This window comes from Pelomonas sp. V22 (genome assembly GCF_030014915.1).
Classification (GTDB): Bacteria; Pseudomonadota; Gammaproteobacteria; order Burkholderiales; family Burkholderiaceae_C; genus JAUASW01.
Map to the genome: position 1 here is coordinate 1,582,716 of NZ_JAGIXS010000001.1, position 22,706 is coordinate 1,605,421.

The window sequence follows — 22,706 nt, forward strand, 5'->3', positions numbered from 1 at the left end:
ATTGTGCGGAGCAGGCTCGGAGGCTGCAATGGTAGCCGCCCGGAGTATCACCGCAGGAAGGCGTCCCAGGCAGTCTTGAGTATCAGCGCGCCCACCACAAAAATGAACATGCCGCGCACAAAGCCGGCCCCGCGCGCCAGCGCCATGCGGGTGCCTATCAGGCTGCCCGCCACGTTGGTCACGGCCATCACGGCCGCCACATGCCACCAGACATGGCCCTTGAGCGCGAACAGCAGCAGGGCAGCCGCATTGGTCGCCGTGTTCAAGAGCTTGGCGCTGGCCGAGGCATGGAGGAAGTCGAAGCCCAGCAGGCGCACGAACAGGAAGACAAAGAAGCTGCCGGTGCCGGGGCCAAAGAAGCCGTCGTAGAAGCCGATCAAGCCGCCGATGGCGCTGGCGATGAGCGCCTGGCTGCGGCCACTGAAGCGCGGCTGGTGCTCACGCCCCAGGTCCTTGCGCGCCAGCGTGTAGGCAAACACCGCCAGCAGGATCAGCGGCAAGGCCTTGCGCAGGCCGTCGGGGCTGATCTGCGTCACGGCCCAGGCGCCGGCAAAGCTGCCGCACAGCGCGGCGGCGGCGGCCGGCAGCAGCGCGGCCCAGGGCATTTCGACGCGGCGGGCGTACTGCAGCGTCGCCCAACCCGTGCCCCAGATCGCGCCGCCCTTGTTGGTGCCAAACAGCGTGGCCGGCGCTGCATGAGGGAACACGCCGAACAGCGCCGGCACCAGGACCAGGCCTCCGCCCCCCACCACCGCATCAATGAAGCCGGCCAGCAAGGAGGCGCCGGCGGCCACGACAAGTTCAAACATCGACGCTCAGCCTGGGTGGGTTCAACAAAAAGGAAAGGCACAAAAGAACGGGCGCCTGGCTTGTGGCCGGCGCCCGTGAATTGTGAAGTCAACGAATCAGTTCGTTCGTGTTGCTCTGCTTATGTATGTCTCCTCAGCCCCGCCGGCGTCTGCTGTTCGCACAGCCACGCTTCGAGTGACGTGAATGTAGAGGGCTGACCAGATGCACGCACTTGGGGTTTCACCCGAAGACATTGCACCAAGATGGGATGTTTGCGTGCGCACACATTCACATCAACTCCTGTAAATATTGAATTTACTCAGCGAAGATCACGCACCCGAATCATGAACGAAGGCTGGATTCGCGCAAATCGATGGCCAGTTCGGGCCGGTTTTGCTGTGTCAAACGCAACAGTTCGTGTGGCCCGGGCAACAGGGTGGCGGGGTGCGGACGCAAGAAAAGGGCTTTCCTCTCCACATGCAAAAAAGGCTTCCCGCAGGGGAAGCCTTTGGCATGAGCGGCGGGTGGATCGCTCCACCCGCCCTTTCCAGCAGCGACTTCAGTTGAAGTCGGCGCTCAGGCTCAGCGAGCTCAGACGCGGGGCGCCGAGGTAATAGAACACCGTGCTGCCGTTCTGCGTGAACGGCACGCCGCCCACCGTGGTGGTGTAAGCGGTGGCATTGGTCTGCGTGCCCGACGGATTGCGGAACTTGGCGTTGTTGATGTTGCTGACGTTGAAGCGCAACTGGACGTTGCTCATCATCGCCACATTGCCGAACTTGTAGCCCACGTCCAGGTCACCCGTGGTGTACGCCGGCACCTGCTCGTCGTTCATCAGCGTTGCGTACTGCGAGCCGGTGCGCTTCACCTTCAGGCGGGCGTAGATCGGGCCATTGGCGTACTGCAGGGCGCCGCCAATCATCTGCTTCGGAGTCAGCGTGAACTGCTTGCCAGCGGTCGGCAGATAGACCTGGGTATTGACGCCAGCCACAGTGACACGGCCGATGGACTGGTTGTCCAGAACTTCGCTCTTCTGAACCGTCAGCGAACCGTAGGCCGTGAAGCCGTTGTAGTTGCCCGAACCCACTTCCAGTTCCAGGCCACGGTTCTTGACGCGGCCGGCATTGGCGTACGTGCTCTTCTGGTTTTCCCAGTCGAAGATGTTGGCCTGGCGGTCCTTGAAGTCAGCGTTGAACAAGGTAGCCGACAGCGACAGCGCCTTGGTCTGCAGGCGATAGCCGATGTCCGTCATGATGGACGTCTCGGCCTTGGCTTCGCGCACCAGGGAGGCGACGCCACTCGTGATCGTCACGTTGTTGCCCGTGAAGGCAAAGTTCGGCGGCGCGCGGAAGTTCTTGGCCACATTCATGAAGACTTGCTGCGACTTGTCCAGGCTGAAGCGCAGACCCACCTGCGGCAGCAAATCCTTGTAGCCGCGCGAGAAGCGGTAGGCGACGTTGCCGCCCGAGCCTTCGTTCGGATAGTTGGTGACGTCGCGCGTGGTACGCGGCGTGCGCAGACCCACGGTCAACAGGCCACGGTCGTTGGCGAAGGTCCAGTTGTCCGACACGTAGAGCTGGTACGAAGTGCTCTTGGTCAGCCAGTCACGGCCTTGGTACAGCGAGCCATCCGGGCGGTAGATGTTGCTGCTGTTCAGCCACACGGTGGCCAGATTGCCGGCGTTGTCCACGGTGACGGCGGGCTGGGTCTGACGGTGCTCGGCAGACTCCCACCACATGCCGAAACGCAGTTGGTGGTCGTCGACCGTGGTGTTGACTTCGGTCGTGAAGCCAGGACGCTTGGTGCGGGTCACGCTGGCGCGGCCGACGATCACGGTGTCCAGCGTATCGCCGTCACCGTTCAGGTCCTTGGTGGCGTTGGTTGTGCCGGTCGCCGGGTTCAGGAAGTTGCGCTCGGTCAGCGAGACCTGCTGCACGCCACCGTTGCCGAAGCCATACCAGAGGTAGGGCTGGATCTTCAGGTAGGTGGATTCCGACAGCTTGAACGAACCCGACAGCGAGATGATGGCGTTCTCGAAGGGGTTGTTGGCCAGCTTGTAGAAAGCCGGTGACGGCGCCGTGTCCACGTCAGCGACTCCCGGCGTCGGGGTCTTGTGCCCTGGGAAGGTGGTCGAGAAGTCGTAGTAGTAGCCGTTGGCGTTCAGCTGGGCAAGGCTGATGCTGTTGATGTTGTTGTTGACTGCGCGGTTGTAAAGCACCGAGCCAAGGATGGTGTTGCCTTCGGACAGGTCGAGGCGGAAAGCCGCGTCGATGTGATCCTTCTTGGCCGAACCCTGGCCCTTCCACTTGTCGGCTTCGGTGTGCGAGAAGCTCACGAAGACCTTGGCCTTGTCGTCAAAGAAACGGCCGGTGTCGTAGCGCAGGAAGCTGCGGCTGAGGCTCAGGCCACCCAGGGTCTGGCTGACGCGGACACGGCGCTTGTCTTGCGGGTCGCAGGCGGTGATGGTCACGCTGCCGCCGGTGGCGCCAGAGTGCGGCGATTCCACGTCAGGGCTGCCCTGGGCGACCGACTGGGTGCACAGGTTTTCCTGGTCGGCGTATTCCTGCGGATAGACGGCGAAGTTGCCCGAGTCATTGACCGGCACGCCATTGATGGTGAAGCCGATTTGGTCCGAGCTGAAGCCGCGGATGGTCATGCCACCACCGAACAGGCCGGTGCCGTCGTAGTTGAAGGTATTGATACCGGGCAGCAAAGCCAGCGCCTGGTAAGGATTGCCGGTGGCGCGGTCCTTGTCGGTCGAGTCCCGGGTGACCGTGCTGCGCGACTTGACCGTGTCTTCGTTCAGCATCTGGCCAGCGCCCAGCTTGCCGCCTTCACCAACGATGGTGATGGTGCCCAGACGAACCTTGTCGTCCTTGGCGCGCGGTGCGCCATCTTCCTCCTTGGCAGGAGCGGGGGCGGCGCTCTGCGCCAGCACCGGCGCGGCCACCACGAGGGCCGCTGCAGCGGCCAGAGCCGTCTTTGTGAAACCCAACCAAGCCTTTTGACTCATCTCTTTGCTCCTGTGCAATGTCGAACCGAAATCTTGCTGTTCATGAAAGTCCAGGCAGCGCATCCGCGCGCGCTTGATGCCGAGCGGGAATCATCGTCATTCGCCGGCACTTGAACAGTGCGCAAACGTTTTACGTTGCTTTCCCGCCTCAGTCAAAAAAGGCCGAACGATTGCTGTACTACCGGATGGACTTTCCTGAAGGCCGCCACTTGTCTGAACTGCAGCGGCCTCCTGCTTTTTTGCCGTCGCGCAGACTACCAGCCGTTACGAACGGCGGCAATGCGACAAAGCTACAGCAGCAAACGTGCCAGCTCTCAGACCCGAGCCCTGAACGGCCGCCAGTCTGCGCGAACTCCGTTGAAGCTTTGTGACAAGAATTGGGTTGGAGTTGCAACTGGAGAAGGCCTGTCAGTCGGCGCCCCTCAAGTTCTTTCGGCAGGCCCTGATCCCGCCTTCGCTGGTCTGATATCTAGGGTTTTTACTGAGCTTGGGGACCCAGCCTAAAACCGCCCTGCGTTGTGCGGAATCAACAGCTGGCGATGCCTCATCGACGTGCGTATTTCGCCCACCCCAGGGGCCTTGCCCGCATTTCTTTGTGCCGGCGCTGGAACTTTTCCGTTGGCCCGGGGCAATAGAGTCAGCAAGCCCACACGACCTCGCCCCATGATGCCCTTTGTCAGCCCGGCCGCCGCCAGCGAAGCCAGCCTCGAAACCGTCGCCCTGTTGCGCCGGCTCGGCAAGGGCGAGCCCGAAGCACTGGACCAGATCTACCGGCGCGAATCGGCCTCGGTTTACCGCTATGCGCTGGCCCTGAGCGGCAACCCGGCCTGGGCGGCCGATGCCATGCAGGATGCCTTCGTCAGCCTGGCCGCCCGGCCTGCCGGCTTCGACCCACTGCGCGGCACGCTGGGCGCGTACCTGGCAGGCATCGCCCGCCATGCGCTGATGCAGCGCTGGCGCGAGCCTGGCGCGCCCGAGGTTGATGCCGAGCTGAGCAGCGACGAGGCCCAGCCCTCCCCTGAGGAATTGCTGGTGCGCGCCCAGGACCAGGCACAGGTGTGGGCCGCCATCCGCCGCCTGCCCTGGCCCCAGCGTGAAGCCCTGGTGCTGGTGGACCTGCAGCAGCGGCCCTATGCCGAGGCGGCCGCGATTGCCGCCATCGAGATCAACACCTTGCGCACCCGATTGCACCGGGCGCGCCTTCGGCTGGCGCAAGACCTCAACGCCAGCCGTGGAGAGCAGCGATGAGCAATCCCAGCAGCAACAAGCCCTTCTCCCCGCCGCCGCAAAGCCTGCGCCCGCTGTCCGCCTGGCTGGACGACTGTGCTGGCGAGCTGAGCCAGCTAGGCCCCGACGCCCAGCGCGAGGCCGCCGTGCGCCATGCGATGCAGCTCTCGATGCAATGCCGGCCCGAAGCCGCGGCCGCCGCAGCACCCTGGTGGAAGATGCGCTGGCTCAGCGGGCCGGCAAGCGCCAGGCAAGCCAGGCAAGCCGACCGCAGCAAGCGCGCCAGTTGGGCCGCGCCGCTGGCCTGGTCGGGAGCCGGCGTCTGCGCCTTGCTGCTGGTAGCGGCCAGCGCCCTGCTGCTGCTGGAGCCGCCGGTCGAGGCCGCCCAGCAAAGCTATGCCAGCGACTTCGTGCCCCTGGTGCCGGCCGAGCGCTGGTCCAGCTATCTGCGCGAATCGGGCCAGGCACGCGCCTGGCTGGTCACCACCGAGATGCCGCGCGACCGCCTGGCCCTGATGGGTCTGCCCTACGACCCCAGCCAGGCCGGCGACCGCGTCAAGGCCGAGCTGCTGATGCATCCATCAGGCGACGTGCTGGCCGTGCGCGTGGTGCGCTGAACGGTCCCTCCCGCGCCGCCCTTCCCCATTCCCTTCTTCATTCCTACCGACGAGGCAAGACCATGATGATGAAACTGCACCCCCTCTCCGCCGCTTGCGCCGCCTGCGGCCTGCTGCTGAGCCTCTCCGCCGGCGCTGCGCTGGCCCAGTCGGATGCCGCCGACACGGCTGAGCAACGTGCCGCCGAAGCCAGCGACCGTGCCCGGCAGGCCGAGCAACGCGCCAAGGAAGCGGGCGAGCGCGCCCAGGCCCAGGCCAACCGCGCCGTGCTGGTGGCCCAGGCCGGCGAGCATGCGCGCTTCATGGCCGAGGACATGGCCTTCGCAGCCCGCGAGATGGGCCAGGAACGCGTGGTCAAGGGCGCGCCCTACTGTGCTGATGCCACGCATGAAACCATCCAGCCGCTGGCCGATGGCAACCGCATCTACCGCAAGCAGGTGAGCCGCCTGTGCCGCGACGGCGAAGGCCGCACGCGCCAGGAGGTCGAGCACAACGGCAAACGCAGCGTCTACCTGAACGACCCGGTGGCCAAGGAGAACTGGGCCCTCGATCCCGAGACCAAGACGGCGCGCAACCTGCGCATCGCCATCCACACCAACTTCAATTTCAACTTTGGCGACGGCGCCAGCTGGTCAGGCATCGGAGAACGCGTGCGCGAGATCACTCGTCGCGTCGGCAGCGAAGGCGGCGCGCCGCCGCGCGCGCCGGCCCCGCCCGCACCGAACGCCCAGCCGACGCCGCCCGTGCCGCCCGCACCGGCCCTGATCAAGGAGACCGAGAGCACCGACGAAAAGGGTCGCGTGCATCGCAATGTCGAGGTGCGCGTGATTCGCCTGAACGACGGCGAGAAGGTCATCACCACCACCGCACCCACGGCGCCGATGCCGCCCATGCCGGCAATGGCCGCGATGCCGGCCATTCCCGCCAACGTGCAACTGCGTGCCCTCACGCTGGCCCCACGCGGCCCCGGCGCGCTGAGCTCGCTGGGCGCCAAGGAGATCGAAGGCGTCAAGGTGAATGGCGAGCGCACGACCTGGACCATCGAGGCCGGCAAGCAGGGCAACGAGAAACCCATGGTCACCACCCGCGAGGTCTGGACCTCGCCCGACCTGATGTTGACCGTGAGCTCGCGCGACTTCGACCCGCGCACCGGCGAGGTGACCTACAAGCTCAGCAACATCAAGCGCGGTGAGCCCGACGCCAACCTGTTCAAGGTGCCGGCCGACTACGAGAAGGCCCGCAACACCCCCAAACCCGCCAGCAAGGGCTAAGGCTTGATCGGTCGCCGCGCCAGCTGGGCGGCGACGAAAGCATCAAAGCCGGCCAGCAGCGCCTCATAGCGCGCTGGCCGGCTTTCCATTTGCTGCAGAGCATGCACGGCCGCCTCCAGGGTGGACAACTGGCCCACCTGTTCGGCCTTGCGCAGCGGCGCATAGGCACTGGTCGCGCCAGGCGTGAGGCTGAAGCGGGGCAAGGCCTGTAGCCAGGGATTGATCGCCAGCAGCTTGCGGCTCTTGCGCCAGCTGCCGTCCAGCACGATCAGCCGCCGCTGCGTGGGCGGCTGGCCGGGCTGGCCCGCGTCGGCGCCCGGGTAGAGCAGCCAGTTCTCCAAGCCGTCGGCGGGCGGGTCAAAGCGTTCGCCGACCCGCAGCTCGCAATGCCGCAGGCTCAGTGCCAGCAGGCAGGCCGTGCCCTTGGCCTCGTGCTGTTCATCGGGATGCTGGAGCACCAGCAAGCGGATCTCGTTGTCCACCGCAGGCGCGAAGCGACAGACGCAGGCCGGCTGTGGTCGCCTGCAGCGCGGGCACAGCGGCCGGCTCATCTCAGCCAACTCATCGCGGCCGGATCTGCAGCTCGGCATAGCCGGTGGCCGCATCGAACTCGCGCGCGAAGCGCCAGGCCGGCAGCCAGGCGATCAGGAGCTCGGCCGTGGTGCGTACCGGACAGCCCGGCATCACATGGCCACCGAACACGCGGCCTTCCGCCGTGGCCACGCTGGCGTGCAGGTGCGAGCCGTCGGGCGAGAGCGTGCCCGTGAGGCTCAGCAGTTCCAGATCGCCCTCCAGCTTCAGCAGGGCTTCGGCTCCCGCCAGGCGCAGCGTCGCGCCCTGCAGGCTGCCCAGACCGGCCACCACGAAGCCTGCGGCCTGGCCGCTTTCGCGCAAGGCGGCATCCAGGGCCGCGCGCAGGTCGGCGCCGGGCGGCAGTCGCAAGGGCTGTAGTGCATCCATGCGGCCCATGCTAGCTGCTTGTGGGTGGCGGCCTCAGACCCTATGCTGGCCGCCCGCCCAACGCCCTCGGAGGCGCGCATGAAACCTGCTCCCGCCAACTGGCCGCGCCTGTCCAGCGCACTGTTCTACGAAGACGCCAACCAGGCCATTGAATGGTTGATGAAGGCCTTCGACTTCGAGCTGCGCATCAAGGTCGACGCCGAGGACGGCTCGGTCGCGCACAGCGAGCTGAGTTACGGCGAGGCGGTGATCATGGTGTCCGAGGGTGGCTCCGCGCGCGAAGCACGCTTCGGCGTGCCCTCGCGCAGCCCGCGCACCGTGGGTGGCGCCAACACGCAGAGCGTGATGCTCTATGTGGACGACGCGGCCGCCCATTGCGAACGCGCCCGCGCGGCCGGCGCCACCATCACGATGGAACCGGCCCTGCACGACTACGGCCCGGAGTACTGGTCTGATATCAGCTACGGCGCGCTCGATTGCGACGGCCACCTGTGGTGGTTCTCGCAGCGGGTGCGCAGCTGAGCATCACAGCGCGCGGCTGAAGCTCATCATCAGCGAAGGCTGCTTGCGTTGCTGCGTCAGCGGGCTTGCGGCCGCATCGCCGCGCAGCTGGTCCAGCATCATGCGCGCGCTGAAATGCCAGTCCTTGTCCAGCTGCACCTGGGCCTGCAGCCCGAGCCCGGCACTCATCGCACCCGAGCCGGCCTGAAAGGGCTTGAGCGGCGGCGTCATGGCCTTGCCGACCTCGGCCGGCACGGAATAGAAGTTCCTGGCGAAGCGGCTGTCCATGGCCGCCATGCGCAGCCCGCCGCGCAGTTGGACGCGCTCGCTGCGCATCAGCCCGAGCCCCACCTCCAGGTCGACCGTGGCGCCATCGCCATGCTCCTTGTAGTGGCTGACGTACTTGCCAAAGCCGGTGTCGATCTCGCGAGAACGGGTACGCAGCCGGTCCACGGCGTTCAGTTCCAGGTAGGCCGGGCCGAGCTGCAGATCGGCCGCCACCAGCAGGGCCGGCCGCATCTTGTGCTCGCCGAGCAGCTTGGCACGTGGGTCATCCTTGCTGCGGCGCTCGCGGGCATCGAAGCCGCCGGCCACGCTGATGCGCCCCAGCTCGCCCAGCCGGAACTCCCAGCCGACACCGCGCAGGCTGCTGGCAAAGAAGCCCTTGCGATGCTGGGCCTCGAACAGCGGCAGGACCATCAGCCGCGACTTGTCGGCGCCCGGGAAGCGCGGCCAGGAGGCCACCGCGCCGCCCCAGCGCAACTGCCAGGCGGGCTCGTCCGCTTCCGCCGCTTCCGCCGCTTCGGCAGAGTTCCATGCGCACAAGCCCAGGCCTGCCAGCAATGCCGCCAGGCTCACCGCGCCGCAGGCCTTCAGCGAACGCCGCTCGGCGCACTTGTGTTCCATCGTTTTCTTCCTCATGAGCATTCCTCGATCCCTCGGTCGACCACAGCCCCTCGCCGCAGTCCGGCCGGCAGTGTCACGACAGCCAGATGAACCGTGGATGAAGCACGCCGGGGCAGATGAAGAAGGCATGAAGAGCCTCGCCCGGCCGGGGCAGACCCGCGTCATTGCGAACCTAGAATCCGCTGCCATCGAGAGAGCAAGACGGGGCCGGGAGAGCCGAAAAATGAGCAAGCTATTGCTGGTGGAGGACGACCTGCCGCTGGGCAGTTCACTGCAGCGCGTGCTGACGGTGGCGGGACACCATGTGGTCTGGGTCCGCAACGCGGCAGACGCGCAGCGCTTCCTGGCCCAGCCCGACTGGGCGGCGCTGCTGCTGGACATCGGCCTGCCCGACCGTTCGGGCCTGGCCCTGCTGGCCTGGTTGCGGGCACTGGGTCAGGACCTGCCGGTGATCATCCTGACCGCTCGAGATTCGGTGGACGATCGTGTGCAAGGCCTGGACAGCGGTGCCGACGACTACCTGCCCAAGCCCTTTGCGATGGAGGAGCTGCTGTCGCGCCTGCGGGCGCTGCTGCGCCGCAGTGCCCGCCAGCCGAGCAATGTCTGGCAACTCGGCGAGCTCTCGCTCGACACCGCAAGGCGCCGCGCCCTGTGGGGCGGGACCGAAGTGCCGCTGTCCACCCGCGAATACGACATCCTTCAGGTGATGGCGGCGCAGCCCGACAAGGTGCTGACCCGCCAGCAGATCGAGCGGGCCATAGGCACGGTCGCTGTCAATGACAGCAATGCCGTCGACGTGCACATGTACAAGCTCCGCAAGAAGCTCCCCGAGCTCGCCCTGACCACGGTGCGCGGCGTCGGCTACGTGCTCGAGGCGGGCGCCCCTTCAACACCGCAGGCCCAGCCCGCATGACCCAAGCGCTTCGCCATCCACCTTCGCTGGGCCGACGCATGATCGCCTGGCAAGGCCTCGCCCTGCTGCTGGCCTGGCCGGCGCTGAGCCTCCTGGTCAGCCTTCAGCAGGTCTATATGGACTCGGCGAGCACGGAACAGCAGCTGCGCGACTGGGGCCTCCTGCTGGTTGAGGCGGCCCGTGGACCGGCCGAGGGTCGCCAGGGCCGGCTCGACGCGGCCGAGCAGGCCTTGATCAGAGCCTCCAGCCTGGACCTGATCGGTGAGCAACTGCGCCCGCGCTACCAACTCAGATCTGCAGAGGGACCGGACGCGCTGGCTCAATCCGCCGAACCGCTGGCGGCCGGCCAGCCGTCGCTGCTGCTGGACTCCAGCGACGGCCTGCTGCAACTGCAGATCGGTGCCGCGCCACGGCCTGTGGAGCGCTTGCTCCCGGTGCTGGGCCAGGTGCTGCCGATGCAGCTGGGCGTGTTCCTCTGGCATGGCCTGTGGATCTGGCTGTCGGTGCGATGGGGCCTGATGCCGCTGCGCCAGCTGGCCCAGCGCATCGCCCAGCGCCGTGCCGGCGACCTGACGCCGCTGCAGGTCGACCGCAGCTACGCCGAGACCGCGCCGGTGGTGCAGGCGCTCAATGCGCTGCTGCAGCGCGAGAGCCAGCGCCTGGACACCGAGCGCAACTTTCTGGCCGATGCCGCCCATGAGCTCCGCACGCCACTGGCGGCCGTCAGTGCCCAGGCCCATCTGCTGCTGCAGGAGCCCGATCCCGAGGCCCGCCGCGATGCGGCCACGGCCCTGCGCCAGGGCATTGAACGGGTCTCCCACCTGCTGGTGCAGTTGCTCACCATGGCGCGCGCCGAGGCTCGCGACCGCACCGCCCACCCCGAAAGCCAGCTCCTGGACCTGGCCGAGCTGCTGCGCGAACGAGCCGCCCTGCTGGCGCCGCTGGCGCGCAGCCGCCGCATCGAGCTGTCTTTGCAGGCACCGGAGCAACTGGCCTGGCAAGGCGAGCGCGCGGCCCTGCATTCGGTCATCGACAACCTGCTGGACAACGCCATCCGCTACACGCCGCCAGGCGGCTGCGTCGAGGCCAGCCTGCAAAGCCGTGCCCATGGCGAGCTGTGCCTGAGCGTGGCCGATGACGGCCCCGGCATCGCGCCGGCCGAGCGCGAACTCGTCTTTGAACGCTTCTACCGCGTGGCCGGTAGCAGCGAGACCGGCACCGGTCTCGGCCTCGCCATCGCGCGGCGCATGGCCGAGAGCCTGGGTGGCCGCATCGAAATCGGCCCCGGACTGCAGGGCCGCGGCGCCAGTTTCAGCCTGCTGCTGCGGCGCGCGTGAGCAGTGTTGCCCGCGCGCCGCTCCACCGTCCCATCGTCAGCCCGCCCGCTTGGCCAGCAGCGCCCGCCCCACGCGCGAGACCGGTGGACGGCCCAGCTGGCTGGAGATGTAGGCGCCGGCGTTCACGAGCTTGTCGATATCGATGCCCGTTTCAATGCCGAGGCCGTTCAGCATGAAGACCACGTCCTCGGTCGCCACATTGCCGGTCGCGCCCTTGGCGTAGGGGCAGCCGCCGAGGCCGGCCACGCTGGCGTCGAAGGAGTGGATGCCCATCTCCAGGCAGGCATAGATGTTGGACAGGGCCTGGCCATAGGTGTCGTGGAAATGGCCGCTGACCTCATGCAAGGGGTAATGCTTCAGCGCCCGCTCCATCGCCGCCTGGATGCGACGCGGCGTGCCCACGCCGATGGTGTCGGCCACGCCCATGTGGTCCACGCCGATGTCCTTCATCAGCCTGACCACGCGCTCGACCTGGTCGGGATGGATGTCGCCTTCATAGGGGCAGCCCACGGCGCAGGACAGTGCGCCACGCACCTTGAGCCCGGCCGCATGGGCCGCAGCCACCACCGGCGCAAAGCGCTCGATGCTATCGGCCACGCTGCAGTTGATGTTCTTCTGGCTGAAGGCCTCGGAGGCCGCGCCGAAGACGACGATCTCATCAGGCTGGGTCGGAAGTGCAGCTTCCAGGCCCTTCATGTTCGGCGTCAGCACCGAGTAGCGAACGCCGGCGCGACGCTCGATCGCCGCCATCACCGCCTCGTTGTCACCCATCTGCGGCACCCACTTGGGGCTGACGAAACTGGTGACCTCGATGTGCTTCAGGCCGGCGTCCTGCAGCATCGAGACCAGCCGCGCCTTGTGCTCGGTGGCGACCGGCTGCTTCTCGTTCTGCAGGCCGTCGCGCGGGCCGACGTCGACCAGGGAGACATGGGTGGGCAGCGTGCTCATGGCTTCAGGCTTCCAGGCGGATCAGTTCGGCACCGTCGGTGACCTGGTCGCCCACGGCGTACAGAATCTCGGCCACCACGCCATCGCGCGGCGCATGGATCTGGTGTTCCATCTTCATCGCCTCCATCACGGCCAGGGCCTGGCCCTTCGTGACCTTGTCGCCGGCGGCAACCAGGAAGGACACCATCTTGCCCGGCATCGGCGCGCTCAAGCGGCCGCCTTCGGAAGGCCCTTCGCCGGCATGGGCGATCACGTCGAACTCGGTCAGCTCGGCCGAGCCTTGCGGTGCGAACACGGCGACATGCTCGCCGCGCGCATAGGTCTTCACCGCGATGCGGCGCAGGTTCAGGCCTTCGCCGAGCAGCAGCTCATGCGACTCGAGGCTGGCCGAATTGACGGCGAAGGCGATCTCCTCGCCCGCGACGGTCAGCTGCATGCCGCCCTGGTGATGGCGCGACAGCAGCACGCGATGGTGCTCGCCGTTGAAGTCCAGCTCGAAGCGGCGCACGGCCGCGCCGAACATCCGCCAGCCGTCACGGCGGCTCCAGGGGTCATCGCTCTGCTGCGTGGCTTCGACCGCCAGCGTGCGCGCCACCACGGCGGCGGCGGCCACGTCAAGGCTCAAGCCGGGTTGACCAAACAGCGCGGCCTTCTCGCGTTCGATCAGGGCCGTGTCCAGGTCGGCACCGGCGAAGGACCTCGTCGCAGCACAGCGACGCAGGAAGGCCACATTGGTCTGCAGGCCCACGATGTGGGTGTCGCGCAGCGCGGCATCGAGGCGGGCCAAGGCCTGCTCGCGGTCTTCGCCCCAGACGATCAGCTTGGCAACCATGGAGTCGTAGTAGGGGCTGATCTCGTCGCCCTCGCCCACGCCGGCATCCAGCCGCACATCGCCACGCTGGAAGGCCACATGGGCCGGCCAGCGCGCCACGTCCAGGCGGCCGGTGGCGGGCAGGAAACCGGCCTCGGGGTTCTCGGCGCAGATGCGCGCCTCGATGGCATGGCCCAGCATGCGCAGCTCGTTCTGCTTCAGCGGCAGCGGCTGGCCCGAGGCCACGCGCAGCTGCCACTCGACCAGGTCTTGCCCGGTAATGGCCTCGGTGACTGGATGCTCAACCTGCAGCCGGGTGTTCATCTCCATGAAGTAGAAGCGGCCATCCTGCTCGCAGATGAACTCCACCGTGCCGGCGCCCACATAACCCACGGCCTTGGCGGCGGCCACGGCGGCCTCGCCCATCTCGCGGCGGCGGGCCTCGGTCATGCCCGGCGCCGGCGCTTCTTCCAGCACCTTCTGATGGCGGCGCTGCACCGAGCAGTCGCGCTCGAACAGGTAGACGCAATCGCCCTGCGTGTCGCCGAACACCTGGATCTCGATGTGGCGGGGCTTCTGCACATAGCGCTCGATCAGCACCGCATCGTCGCCGAAGCTGTTGATCGCCTCGCGCTTGCAGGAGGCCAGGGCGGCCTCAAACTCGTCGGCCGCATACACCGCACGCATGCCCTTGCCGCCGCCACCGGCGCTGGCCTTGATCAGCACCGGATAGCCGATGCGCTCGGCCTCGCGCTTGAGCAGGGCCGGGTCCTGGTCGGCGCCGTGATAGCCGGGCACCAGGGGCACGCCAGCCTTCTCCATCAATCGCTTGGATTCAGCCTTCAGGCCCATCGCATTGATGGCCGAGCCCGGCGGGCCGATGAAGACGAGGCCGGCCTTGGCGCAGGCCTCGGCGAATTCCTCGTTCTCCGACAGGAAGCCGTAGCCCGGATGCACGGCCTCGGCGCCCGTGGCGCAGGCCGCGTCGATGATGCGCTGCCATTGCAGGTAGGAGTCCTTGGGCGCCGGGCCGCCGATCAGCACGCCTTCGTCGCAGGCCTGCACATGCTTGGCCCGCGCGTCGGCTTCGGAGTAGACGGCCACGGTCTTGACGCCCAGACGGCGTGCGGTGGCGGCGACGCGGCAGGCGATTTCGCCTCGGTTCGCAATCAGGATCTTCTTGAACATGTCGGTACTCCTGGACTCAGTCTTTCAATTCACTTCGATTCGCACGGCCGCGATCACGTCAGGTCCGCAGGCTCAGAGCTTCAGGCGCCGCAAGGCGTCGGGCCGCAGCCGTATCAGCTGGCTGAGCGGCGGAACGGGCAGCATCTCAGGGCAGGCCACGCGGCCCGGCTCGCCTTCGCGATAGCCCACGCTGTAACTGCGCGACTCGCGGCAGGAAGCGGCCACAGCCGCGAAGGCCGCCACCGGATCTTCCAGCACCGCCACGCCCGCCAGCTGCTGCACATCGGCGCCCACGCGCAGGCTCTTGCAGCGCGAGTCGGGGTCGAGGTGGAAAGCCGTCGGCCGCGTGAAAACGCTGGCCGCACCGCAGTCGCTGGCCATCAGGGCCGACATCAGGCTGACCGCCGTCTGGTCACGCAAGCCTTTCGGCAGTTGATCGCTGCGGCGCAGCGGCTCGGCATCTGAGAGGCCCAGGGCCTGCAGACGCGCCAGCAGGCCGGCAGTGAACGGCTGCTGCTCGTCCTGCAAGAGCTGCCGCATCGATGCCGCCGGGCTGCCGGCATCGGCCCAGGCCACGAAGGCCACAGGATCGAGTGCGCGCTCGAGGCTGTGCAGCGGCGCCATCTGGGCCAGCGGCGCCGTGCGGCCGCCATCGGCCGCATCGCGCTGGGCCTGGCCCAGCAGCATCAGGCTCATGCCACAGGCATAGACGTCGTCGCCGGCACGACCGGGCTTCATCGTGGCTGCCGGCCGCGCGCCCCGCACGGCCGCGCAGTTGTTCAGATTGGTTTCTATGTCGGCACGCAGCTCGGCGTCGGACAGCAGGCCCTGCTCGCGCAGCAGCAAGCGCGCCATCCATTCGGCATGGCCCTCGTGCAGCCAGGGGCGCTGGTGATCGGGCGTGAACAGGCCGGTGTTCCACCAGTGCACGAGCTCGTGGGTCACAAACTGCTCGAGCGTGAGGCCCGGCATGGTCTCGGCATTGCGCGGCAGGCGCAGCCTCATCATCGGACCGGCCGTGGTGTCGCCATGGAAACCCGACAGCTCCGACACCGCCACCACCACGCCGCCCGGGCGCGGCAGCGCCACGCCGTACAGCGCGGCCAAGCGATTCAGCGTGTACTTGAGCACCTTGGCAATGCGCTCGGCGCGCAACGCATCAAGGGTCGGGTCCAGCAGCAGGTTGCCGCCGGGCAGGCTCAGGAGTCCCTTGTCACTGCCCATGTAGACGAACTGCGCGGCGCCGATCTGGCGCTGCAGCTCGAAGGGGCCGCCGGCCAGCACCTGATCCACTTGCTCCGCACTCGCCAACTGCTCGACCGGCTTGCGTTCAACGCGGCCCTGATGGATGACGATGCCGCCCTGCGGCGGCAGCCAGCGCCAGCGCAAGGCCTGCCCCGGCAACAGCACGGCCACGCGGCCGCTGTAGGCCAGCACGCCGCTGCTGTCGCTCAACAATTGCGCAGGCTCATAGCCGCCGGTCTTGCCCGCCGCCTGCTTGAGGCGCAGCACCGCCGTTTCACAGCCGGGCGCCTCGCGCAGCCGCAGGCCGGTCTCGGTCAGCTCGGTGCAGGCTCCGACCGCCTGCATGGCCGTACCGCGCCAACGCTTGTGCGCCTCGGTGCTGGTGTCCAGAAAGCGCAGCTCGCGCTGGCCGGCCGGCGGCGTGTAGCGGATCTCCACGGCGCCGTCGGCCAGCAGTTGCTGGCTGATCAATAGCTCGCTGGCCATCGCCTGCGCGCCGGCCACCAGGCACAGCAGGCTTGTTGCCAGCCGCCACCTGGCCTGTCGCATCATCTGCTTGTTCATGTCTCCTCCCTCGCCTGCCTGATTGTTTTAGTGGCAGTGCGAACCTGCGGCCGATTCGGCATCGGCCGCCGCCATCAAGGTGATCTTGGCCTCCGGCTGCCGGCCATGCGAGAGCTCCGCCTCGGTCGCGCAGTGCATGCCCAGGCGGTCCAGCAGGGCGCGGTCCTTCTCGGCTTGCGGGTTGCTGGTGGTCAGCAGCTTGTCGCCGTAGAACATGGAGTTGGCACCGGCCAGGAAGCACATGGCTTGCAGGCTCTCGGGCATCTCTTCGCGGCCGGCCGACAGGCGGACCATGGCGCGCGGCATGGTGATGCGGGCTACCGCAATCGTGCGCACGAACTCGAACGGGTCCAGCGCGGCCGTGCCGGCCAAGGGCGTGCCTTCGACCTGCACCAGGTTGTTGATGGGCACCGACTCGGGGTACGGATCCAGGTTGGCCAGTTGCACGATCAGGCCGGCGCGCTGGCGGCGGGTTTCGCCCATGCCCACGATGCCGCCTGAGCAGACCTTGAGGCCCACGCCGCGCACGCGGTCCAGTGTGTCGAGGCGGTCCTGGTAGGTACGCGTGGTGATGATCTGGCCGTAGAACTCGGGCGAGGTGTCGAGGTTGTGGTTGTAGTAATCGAGGCCCGCCTTTTGCAGCTGCTCGGCCTGGCCGTCACCCAGCATGCCGGCGGTCAAACAGGTCTCGAGGCCCAGGGCCTTGACCTCGGAAATCATCTCGCCGATGGCTTCCAGGTGGCGCTCCTTCGGCGAGCGCCAGGCGGCCCCCATGCAGAAGCGCGTGGCTCCATTGGCCTTGGCGGCGCGGGCGGCTTCCATCACCTCCTGCAGCGGGATCAGCTTCTCGGCCTTCAGGCCGGTGTCGAAGTGAGCCGACTGCGGGCAGTACTTGCAGTCTTCCTCACAGCCGCCGGTCTTGATGGACAAGAGCGTGGACAGCTGGACCGCGTTCGCATCGAAGTTCTCGCGGTGCACCTGCTGGGCGCGGAAGATCAGGTCGTTGAAGGGCAGCTCGAACAAGGCCGCCACGTCGTTGACGGTCCAGGGCTTGGCATTGCGGCGCTGCTCGTCGGTGGTCGGCGTCAAGGACTGGATCTGGTTTTGCGTCTGCTTCATGGTCATGCTCAGGCTTGCGGAAGTTCGGACAGCAGCACGGAAAGCTGCGTGAGATGGGCGGCCACGGCCGCAGGTTCGGGTGAGGCCAGGCGCGGCACCTGGCCCAGGCAGGGCACGGCCAGGCCGGCCTGCAAGGCGATGAGATTGTCGGCCACATGGGGCATGTCCGGGTCGGCCGTGTTGGCCACCCAGCCGACCAGGCGCAGGCCGCGCGAGCGGATCGCCTCGGCCGTCAGCAGCGCATGGTTGATGCAACCGAGGCGCAGCCCGACGACCAGGATCACCGGCAGCTGCAGATCGACCGCCAGGTCGGCGGTGTCCCAGTGGTCGGTCAAGGGTACGCGGAAGCCGCCCACGCCCTCGACCAGGGCCAGATCGGCCTTGGCCGCGGTGCTGCGGATTTTCTGCAGGAGCGCTTCGCGATCGATCGCGCCGCCGTCGATGCGGGCCGCGATGTGCGGCGCGCAGGGCGTGCGGAACTGCAGCGGGCCGACTTCGTCCAGGCTCAGGCCCAGGGTCTGCGCGGCATGCAGCTGCTGCACGTCCTCGTTGACCCAGCGGCCGGATTCGTCCTGCTCCTGACCGGCGGCCAAGGACTTGATCGGCGCGACGCGAAGGCCGGCGTTCTGCAGCGCTGCCGTCAGGCCGGCCGTGATGCAGGTCTTGCCGATCTCGGTGTCCGTGCCAGTGACGAAGAAGCCCTTCAAGGCGACGCCGGGCCGCCCCAAGTCGCCTTGACCCCCTCGGGGGGCAGACTGGGCTTGTCCCAGGCTTGGGGGCAGATTGGTCATGCGGAAACGCGCTCCATGTCACACGCAGCAGCGTCTAGCGCCGCGAGCAGACGATCCACATCGGCCGCCGTGTGCGTGGCACACAAGGTGATGCGCAAACGCGCCTCTCCCTTGGGCACCGTGGGTGGGCGGATACCGGGCACGCGCAGGCCCTGGCGCTCCAGGCGCGCGGCCAGCTCCATCACCTGGGCATTGCCGCCGACGATCAGCGGGCGCACCGGCGTCTCCGAAGGTGCAAGCTTCCAGGGCAAGGCGGGGTGGCGCTTCAGCAGCGCTGCAATGCCTGACGAGAGCTGCGCCTGCAAGGCACGCAGGTTCGCACGGCGCTGCTGGCCGATCTCGCCTTCGATCAGCTCGAAGCTGGTCAGCAAGGCATGCTCGACAGCCGGCGGCGAAGCGGTCGAGAAGATGTAGTTGCGCGCTGCCTGCAGCAGGTATTCGGTGATGGTCTCGTGCGCCACGATGAAGGCGCCGGCCAGGCCCGCCGCCTTGCCCAGCGTGCCAACGACGATCAGCCGCTCGCTGCGCAGGTCGAAGTGCTCCAGCGAGCCCCGGCCGTTGTCGCCCAGCACGCCGAAACCATGGGCATCGTCGACGATCAGCCAGGCATCGAACTCCTCGGCCAGGGCCAGCAGCTGCGGCAGCGGCGCGATGTCGCCGTCCATGCTGAAGACCGCGTCGGTGACGATCAGCTTGACCCGCGCCGTGCTGGCCGCCAGCAGGCCGCGCAGTTCCTCCACGTCGCCATGGCCGTAGCGCGTGACCTGGGCCTTGGCGAGGCGCGTGCCGTCGATCAGCGAGGCGTGGTTGAGCGCCTCGGAAAAAATCTCGCTGTCCGCATCGCCGAGGGCCGTGACCACGGCCAGGTTGGCCATGTAGCCGGTGCAGAAGCCGATGGCGCGGGCCTTGGGGATGTGCGCCGCGAACCAGTCAGCCAGCGTGTCGGCCACGCGGGTATGGGCGACCGAATGGCCGCTGACCAGGGGCGAGGCGCCCGAGCCGCCGCCGTAGACGCTCGCGCCTTCGGCCAGCGCTTCGGCGATGCGCGGGTGGGCGGCCAGGCCCAGGTAGTCATTGCTGCAGAACATCAGCAGCTCGCGGGCGATGCCGTCGGCGCCGCGCACGATCTGGTGCGGCGCGGTGGGGCTTTCGGCCTCCCGCAGGAAGCGGGTCAGGTCTTGCGCGGCGATGGCGTTGAGCTTCGCCTGCAGATGGTCAAGCAGAGAGGAGGACATCGTTCAGGGCATTGGTCACGGCATTCGCCAGGAAGGAGGCGGTGGCCGGACCGATCAGGTAAGGAGGCATCAGATAGACCGTGTGGCCTATCGGGCGTATCAGCAGCTCGTGCTGGCGAGCAGCGAGGTGGAACTTTTCAGCGAAGCGCTCGGGCGCATCCTTCACATCGAAGGCCAGGATCAGGCCGCGCTGACGCAGGTGCTCGATGCGCGGATCTTCGGCCAGCGGCGCAAAGGCGGCACCCAGCATCTTGCTCTGCGCCGCATTGCGCTCCAGCTGGCCGGCGTCGAAGCGGTCCAGCACCGCATTGGCCGCCGCGCAGGCCAGGGCATTGCCGGTGTAGGAATGCGAATGCAGGAAGCCACGCGTGACGTCCTCGCTCCAGAAGGCGCGGTAGACGGCCTCGGTGGTCAGCACCAGCGAGAGCGGCAAGGTGCCCCCGGTGATGCCCTTGGAGAGCAGCACGAAATCGGGCCACTCGGGCGACTCCGCCTGCTCCCAAGCGAAGAAAGTGCCGGTGCGGCCGCAGCCGACCGCGATCTCATCGGCAATCAGGTGCACATTGAACTCGCGCGTCATCGCCCGCAGCGCCCGCAGATAGGCCGGCGAGTGCATCACCATGCCGGCGGCGCCCTGCACCAGCGGCTCGACGATGACGGCGGCGATCTGGGGGCTGCGCTCTTCCAGCAGGGCGCGCATCGCGGCTAGGGCCTTGACCTGGCCTTCGATGCCGCAGCGTGTGTCAGGCGACTCGACGATGTGGGCGCGCATCAAGAGCGGGTCGTAGGCATCGCGGAAGATGGCCACGTCGGTGACGGCCAGCGCGCCAATCGTCTCGCCGTGATAGCCGTTCTTCAGGCAAACGAATTCGCGCTTCTCGGCCTGGCCCAGATTGCGCCAGCTGTGGAAGCTCTGCTTCAGCGCGATCTCGACGGCGCTGGCGCCATCGCTGCCGAAGAAGCAGTGGCCCAGCGCGCCGCCGGTGCGGGCCGATAGGCGCTCGGCCAGGCGGATGGCCGGCTCATGCGTGCAGCCAGCGAGCATCACGTGCGGCAGCGTGTCGAGCTGCTGCTTGATGGCGGCGTTCAGCTGCGCATCGGCATGGCCGAACAGGTTGACCCACCAGGAGCTGTTGGCGTCGAAATAGCGATGGCCGTCGAAGTCGTACAGCCAGGCGCCTTCGCCGCGCTGGATGGGCAGCGGCGGCACGCGTTCGGCACGGGCCATCTGCGTGCAGGGATGCCAGACGGCGGCCAGGCTGCGCTGCTGCAGCTCGGGGGTGGAAACGCTCATGGAAACTCGGTCAGGCCAGCCAGGAAGGCTTGCTCTTGTTCAGGAAACTCTGCACGCCTTCCCGCCCTTCGCGGCTCGCCCGGATGTCGGCGATGCGGCGGGCGGTGTCGTCGCGCAGCGGCGGTGTGATCGGCTGGTGGGCCAGGTCCTGCACGAGCTGCTTGCAGGCCTTGACCGCGGCCGGGCCGTTGGCCGTGATGGCAGCCAGCAGCGCCGCGATTTTCTCATCGAGCTGATTCACGTCCGCCGCCAGCTCCTGGACCAGGCCCAGTCGGTGTGCCTCGGCAGCCGAGAAGCGCTCGGCGGTGACGAAATAGCGGCGCGAAGCCTGCTCGCCCAGCGCCCGGATCACATAGGGGCCGATGGTGGCCGGCAGGAGGCCCAGTTTGGCTTCAGAGAGGCAGAAGCCGGCCGTTTCGACCGCCACCACCATGTCGCAGACCGAGACCAGGCCCACACCGCCCGCGTAGACATCACCCTGCACGCGAGCGATCACCGGGATGGGGCAGCTGTAGATCGTCCACAGCATTTGCGCGAGCTTGCTGGCATCGGCATGGTTCTCGTCCCAGGAGTAGGCGGCCATGGCCTTCATCCAGTTGAGGTCGGCGCCGGCGCAGAAGGCCTTGCCCTCGGCGGCCAGCACGATGGCGCGCAGGTCCTTGTCAGCGCCCAGCTCGGCGAAGGTGGCCGTCAGCTCGGCGATCACCGCGTCGTTGAAGGCGTTGCGGACCTCGGGGCGGTTCAAGCTGACTCGGGCAACCGCGCCCTCGCGCTCGATCTTCAGCGTTTCAGTCGTCATGGCTTGCTCCAGACCACGGTCTCATTGACCGCATACAGCTTGCAGGGCTTGTCGTGATCGCGCTGGCAGAAGGCCAGGGCGCGCGAGACCGCGTCGTCGCCGGTGGCATAGCCCCAGCGACCCACGCTGCTGATGGCAAAGGCACGCGGCAGCTTGGCGGCGAGGAACTTCTCATAGCCCTCGCGCAGCTTGGGGCCGGGGATGGGCAGCGCGCTTTCATCGTCCAGCGCAACGCCGCTCGCCGGTGGCACGACCAGCGCGCCGGGCTTGTCGAAACCCAGCGGCGCCAGGAACTGGTCGACCAGGCCCTGCCAAACGTCGTTACCAGTGCCGAAGAGCTTGTGGCCGTCCTCGCCGAACGGCGGCAGCACATGCAGTTCGGCCTCCGCTCCGGCTTGTCCGTAGGCTTCGGCCCAGCGCCGCGCATTGGCGGGCGAGAAATAGCGGTCATTCTCGGCATAGACCCACAGCGTCCGCGTGGGCCTGGCCTCTTTCGCATCCAGCGCGCCGTAGTGGCCGTAGAGGCGACGCAGCTGCTCGGCCTGGCAGGGCTCGCCAGGCTGCACATCGGGCCGACCGCCGTGGCCACCGGCGAAGTTGATGGCTGCCAACGCCTGCGGCTGGTGCAGCGAGGCGGCAGCGATGGTGGCGATGCCGCCCACCGAGACGCCCACCAGCACCAGGCGCTGCGGATCGATGCCCGGCTGCTGCTGCATGAAGCGTGCAACGGTGAGGATCTGCTCGGCCGCCGCCGCCAGGGCCGGCGCAAAACGCGGGCTGGCGCAATTGACACTGCTCTCCGGGTCGCCGAGTGCGGCCAGTTCGCCATAGCCGAGGCGCAGCGGCACGGCCACCGCGAAACCCTTGCGCACGAAGAAGCGCGCGGCCGATTCGTAGCGCTGGCGCTTGTACTCGGCGCGGGTCTTGGAGTCGCGCCCATGGCTGATCACGACCAGGGGGAAGGGCCCCGCGCCCTGCGGCCGGAAGGTGGTGACGAGCAGATCGCCCTGCACTTCCTTGCCGAAGGGGTCTTGCACGCGCGCCGGCACGCGCAGGATCTGCTCACGCAGCTCGGTGTCCAGCCTGTCCTGGGCTCGGGCGCCGGAGCAGGCGAACAGCAAGGCCAGGGCGACGGCGGCGCAGCGCCAAAGGGAATGGGCGGGCATCAGCGCGGCGCC

The 22,706-nt window shown here is 67.8% G+C and carries 20 protein-coding genes; 6 read left to right on the plus strand and 14 right to left on the minus strand.

Annotation, left to right across the window (positions count from 1 at the left end; translation table 11 throughout):
• Positions 1-47 precede the first annotated feature (47 nt).
• Positions 48-809: a TSUP family transporter gene (locus J7U46_RS07130; RefSeq protein WP_282824195.1), complete on the minus strand. Its 762-nt coding sequence runs from the start codon at positions 807-809 to the stop codon at positions 48-50.
• A 539-nt stretch (positions 810-1,348) separates the two neighbouring features.
• Positions 1,349-3,802, minus strand: a complete 2,454-nt coding sequence (locus J7U46_RS07135) for a TonB-dependent receptor (protein ID WP_282824197.1) — start codon at positions 3,800-3,802, stop codon at positions 1,349-1,351.
• A gap of 663 nt (positions 3,803-4,465) precedes the next feature.
• On the opposite strand from J7U46_RS07135, the gene J7U46_RS07140 reads away from it, so the two are divergent.
• From J7U46_RS07140 to J7U46_RS07150, 3 genes are all read left to right on the plus strand, one after another.
• Complete coding sequence (locus tag J7U46_RS07140; RefSeq protein WP_282824199.1) at positions 4,466-5,050, plus strand: sigma-70 family RNA polymerase sigma factor; 585 nt, start codon at positions 4,466-4,468, stop codon at positions 5,048-5,050.
• The gene (locus tag J7U46_RS07145) at positions 5,047-5,646 is read left to right on the plus strand and encodes a hypothetical protein (protein WP_282824201.1); all 600 of its coding nucleotides are present in this window, start codon (positions 5,047-5,049) and stop codon (positions 5,644-5,646) included. Before J7U46_RS07140 ends, J7U46_RS07145 begins: the two co-directional genes overlap by 4 nt.
• A gap of 62 nt (positions 5,647-5,708) precedes the next feature.
• Positions 5,709-6,917, plus strand: a complete 1,209-nt coding sequence (locus tag J7U46_RS07150; protein WP_282824203.1) for a hypothetical protein — start codon at positions 5,709-5,711, stop codon at positions 6,915-6,917.
• Here J7U46_RS07150 and J7U46_RS07155 read toward each other — a convergent pair.
• Together J7U46_RS07155 and J7U46_RS07160 are read right to left on the minus strand one after the other, a co-directional pair.
• Entirely contained in the window at positions 6,914-7,468 is a 555-nt protein-coding gene (locus tag J7U46_RS07155; protein ID WP_282824205.1) for a tRNA-uridine aminocarboxypropyltransferase, read from the minus strand. The genes J7U46_RS07150 and J7U46_RS07155 overlap by 4 nt on opposite strands.
• A gap of 10 nt (positions 7,469-7,478) precedes the next feature.
• Positions 7,479-7,877, minus strand: coding sequence for a PPC domain-containing DNA-binding protein (locus J7U46_RS07160; protein ID WP_282824207.1), 399 nt, complete (start codon positions 7,875-7,877; stop codon positions 7,479-7,481).
• A 78-nt stretch (positions 7,878-7,955) separates the two neighbouring features.
• Here J7U46_RS07160 and J7U46_RS07165 point away from each other — a divergent pair, with 78 nt between their 5' ends.
• A complete protein-coding gene (locus tag J7U46_RS07165; RefSeq protein WP_282824209.1) occupies positions 7,956-8,399 on the plus strand; it encodes a VOC family protein in 444 nt (147 codons plus the stop codon).
• Between the two features lie 3 nt (positions 8,400-8,402).
• Here J7U46_RS07165 and J7U46_RS07170 read toward each other — a convergent pair whose 3' ends face one another.
• Entirely contained in the window at positions 8,403-9,284 is an 882-nt protein-coding gene (locus J7U46_RS07170; protein ID WP_282824212.1) for a MipA/OmpV family protein, read from the minus strand.
• A 223-nt stretch (positions 9,285-9,507) separates the two neighbouring features.
• Between J7U46_RS07170 and J7U46_RS07175 the strand changes: the two genes are divergently transcribed.
• The gene (locus tag J7U46_RS07175; RefSeq protein WP_282824214.1) at positions 9,508-10,197 is read left to right on the plus strand and encodes a response regulator transcription factor; all 690 of its coding nucleotides are present in this window, start codon (positions 9,508-9,510) and stop codon (positions 10,195-10,197) included.
• The gene (locus tag J7U46_RS07180; protein WP_282824216.1) at positions 10,194-11,534 is read left to right on the plus strand and encodes an ATP-binding protein; all 1,341 of its coding nucleotides are present in this window, start codon (positions 10,194-10,196) and stop codon (positions 11,532-11,534) included. The genes J7U46_RS07175 and J7U46_RS07180 overlap by 4 nt, the downstream gene beginning before the upstream one ends.
• A gap of 36 nt (positions 11,535-11,570) precedes the next feature.
• Here the strand turns inward: J7U46_RS07180 and J7U46_RS07185 are convergent, their stop codons facing one another.
• The 9 genes from J7U46_RS07185 to J7U46_RS07225 all read right to left on the minus strand — a co-directional run bounded on the left by J7U46_RS07185 (position 11,571) and on the right by J7U46_RS07225 (position 22,694).
• Positions 11,571-12,482 carry a hydroxymethylglutaryl-CoA lyase gene (locus J7U46_RS07185; RefSeq protein WP_282824218.1) on the minus strand — a complete coding sequence of 304 codons (912 nt, stop codon included), beginning with the start codon at positions 12,480-12,482 and terminating at the stop codon, positions 11,571-11,573.
• Between the two features lie 4 nt (positions 12,483-12,486).
• The gene (locus tag J7U46_RS07190) at positions 12,487-14,481 is read right to left on the minus strand and encodes an acetyl/propionyl/methylcrotonyl-CoA carboxylase subunit alpha (RefSeq protein ID WP_282824220.1); all 1,995 of its coding nucleotides are present in this window, start codon (positions 14,479-14,481) and stop codon (positions 12,487-12,489) included.
• 72 nt (positions 14,482-14,553) lie between these two features.
• Complete coding sequence (locus J7U46_RS07195; RefSeq protein WP_282824222.1) at positions 14,554-16,290, minus strand: hypothetical protein; 1,737 nt, start codon at positions 16,288-16,290, stop codon at positions 14,554-14,556.
• Positions 16,291-16,317: 27 nt separating this feature from the next.
• Positions 16,318-17,409, minus strand: a complete 1,092-nt coding sequence (bioB, locus tag J7U46_RS07200; protein ID WP_282824225.1) for a biotin synthase BioB — start codon at positions 17,407-17,409, stop codon at positions 16,318-16,320.
• Between the two features lie 8 nt (positions 17,410-17,417).
• Positions 17,418-18,200, minus strand: coding sequence for a dethiobiotin synthase (gene bioD / locus J7U46_RS07205; RefSeq protein ID WP_282824228.1), 783 nt, complete (start codon positions 18,198-18,200; stop codon positions 17,418-17,420).
• On the minus strand, positions 18,197-19,435 hold the full coding sequence (bioF, locus tag J7U46_RS07210) for an 8-amino-7-oxononanoate synthase (RefSeq protein ID WP_282824230.1): 1,239 nt from the start codon (positions 19,433-19,435) through the stop codon (positions 18,197-18,199). The genes bioD and bioF overlap by 4 nt, the downstream gene beginning before the upstream one ends.
• A complete protein-coding gene (gene bioA, locus J7U46_RS07215) occupies positions 19,416-20,729 on the minus strand; it encodes an adenosylmethionine--8-amino-7-oxononanoate transaminase (RefSeq protein WP_282824232.1) in 1,314 nt (437 codons plus the stop codon). Before bioA ends, bioF begins: the two co-directional genes overlap by 20 nt.
• Before the next feature lie 10 nt (positions 20,730-20,739).
• The gene (locus tag J7U46_RS07220) at positions 20,740-21,528 is read right to left on the minus strand and encodes an enoyl-CoA hydratase/isomerase family protein (protein ID WP_282824234.1); all 789 of its coding nucleotides are present in this window, start codon (positions 21,526-21,528) and stop codon (positions 20,740-20,742) included.
• Positions 21,525-22,694: a hypothetical protein gene (locus J7U46_RS07225; RefSeq protein WP_282824235.1), complete on the minus strand. Its 1,170-nt coding sequence runs from the start codon at positions 22,692-22,694 to the stop codon at positions 21,525-21,527. Before J7U46_RS07225 ends, J7U46_RS07220 begins: the two co-directional genes overlap by 4 nt.
• Positions 22,695-22,706 lie beyond the last annotated feature (12 nt).

Excerpts from the sequence above, each read along its gene's own strand:
- J7U46_RS07130 (WP_282824195.1), bottom strand. The coding sequence starts at position 809 with ATGTTTGAACTTGTCGTGGCCGCCGGCGCCTCCTTGCTGGCCGGCTTC.
- J7U46_RS07135 (WP_282824197.1), bottom strand. The coding sequence starts at position 3,802 with ATGAGTCAAAAGGCTTGGTTGGGTTTCACAAAGACGGCTCTGGCCGCT.
- J7U46_RS07140 (WP_282824199.1), top strand. The coding sequence starts at position 4,466 with ATGATGCCCTTTGTCAGCCCGGCCGCCGCCAGCGAAGCCAGCCTCGAA.
- J7U46_RS07145 (WP_282824201.1), top strand. The coding sequence starts at position 5,047 with ATGAGCAATCCCAGCAGCAACAAGCCCTTCTCCCCGCCGCCGCAAAGC.
- J7U46_RS07150 (WP_282824203.1), top strand. The coding sequence starts at position 5,709 with ATGATGATGAAACTGCACCCCCTCTCCGCCGCTTGCGCCGCCTGCGGC.
- J7U46_RS07155 (WP_282824205.1), bottom strand. The coding sequence starts at position 7,468 with ATGAGCCGGCCGCTGTGCCCGCGCTGCAGGCGACCACAGCCGGCCTGC.
- J7U46_RS07160 (WP_282824207.1), bottom strand. The coding sequence starts at position 7,877 with ATGGATGCACTACAGCCCTTGCGACTGCCGCCCGGCGCCGACCTGCGC.
- J7U46_RS07165 (WP_282824209.1), top strand. The coding sequence starts at position 7,956 with ATGAAACCTGCTCCCGCCAACTGGCCGCGCCTGTCCAGCGCACTGTTC.
- J7U46_RS07170 (WP_282824212.1), bottom strand. The coding sequence starts at position 9,284 with ATGGAACACAAGTGCGCCGAGCGGCGTTCGCTGAAGGCCTGCGGCGCG.
- J7U46_RS07175 (WP_282824214.1), top strand. The coding sequence starts at position 9,508 with ATGAGCAAGCTATTGCTGGTGGAGGACGACCTGCCGCTGGGCAGTTCA.
- J7U46_RS07180 (WP_282824216.1), top strand. The coding sequence starts at position 10,194 with ATGACCCAAGCGCTTCGCCATCCACCTTCGCTGGGCCGACGCATGATC.
- J7U46_RS07185 (WP_282824218.1), bottom strand. The coding sequence starts at position 12,482 with ATGAGCACGCTGCCCACCCATGTCTCCCTGGTCGACGTCGGCCCGCGC.
- J7U46_RS07190 (WP_282824220.1), bottom strand. The coding sequence starts at position 14,481 with ATGTTCAAGAAGATCCTGATTGCGAACCGAGGCGAAATCGCCTGCCGC.
- J7U46_RS07195 (WP_282824222.1), bottom strand. The coding sequence starts at position 16,290 with ATGAACAAGCAGATGATGCGACAGGCCAGGTGGCGGCTGGCAACAAGC.
- bioB (WP_282824225.1), bottom strand. The coding sequence starts at position 17,409 with ATGAAGCAGACGCAAAACCAGATCCAGTCCTTGACGCCGACCACCGAC.
- bioD (WP_282824228.1), bottom strand. The coding sequence starts at position 18,200 with ATGACCAATCTGCCCCCAAGCCTGGGACAAGCCCAGTCTGCCCCCCGA.
- bioF (WP_282824230.1), bottom strand. The coding sequence starts at position 19,435 with ATGTCCTCCTCTCTGCTTGACCATCTGCAGGCGAAGCTCAACGCCATC.
- bioA (WP_282824232.1), bottom strand. The coding sequence starts at position 20,729 with ATGAGCGTTTCCACCCCCGAGCTGCAGCAGCGCAGCCTGGCCGCCGTC.
- J7U46_RS07220 (WP_282824234.1), bottom strand. The coding sequence starts at position 21,528 with ATGACGACTGAAACGCTGAAGATCGAGCGCGAGGGCGCGGTTGCCCGA.
- J7U46_RS07225 (WP_282824235.1), bottom strand. The coding sequence starts at position 22,694 with ATGCCCGCCCATTCCCTTTGGCGCTGCGCCGCCGTCGCCCTGGCCTTG.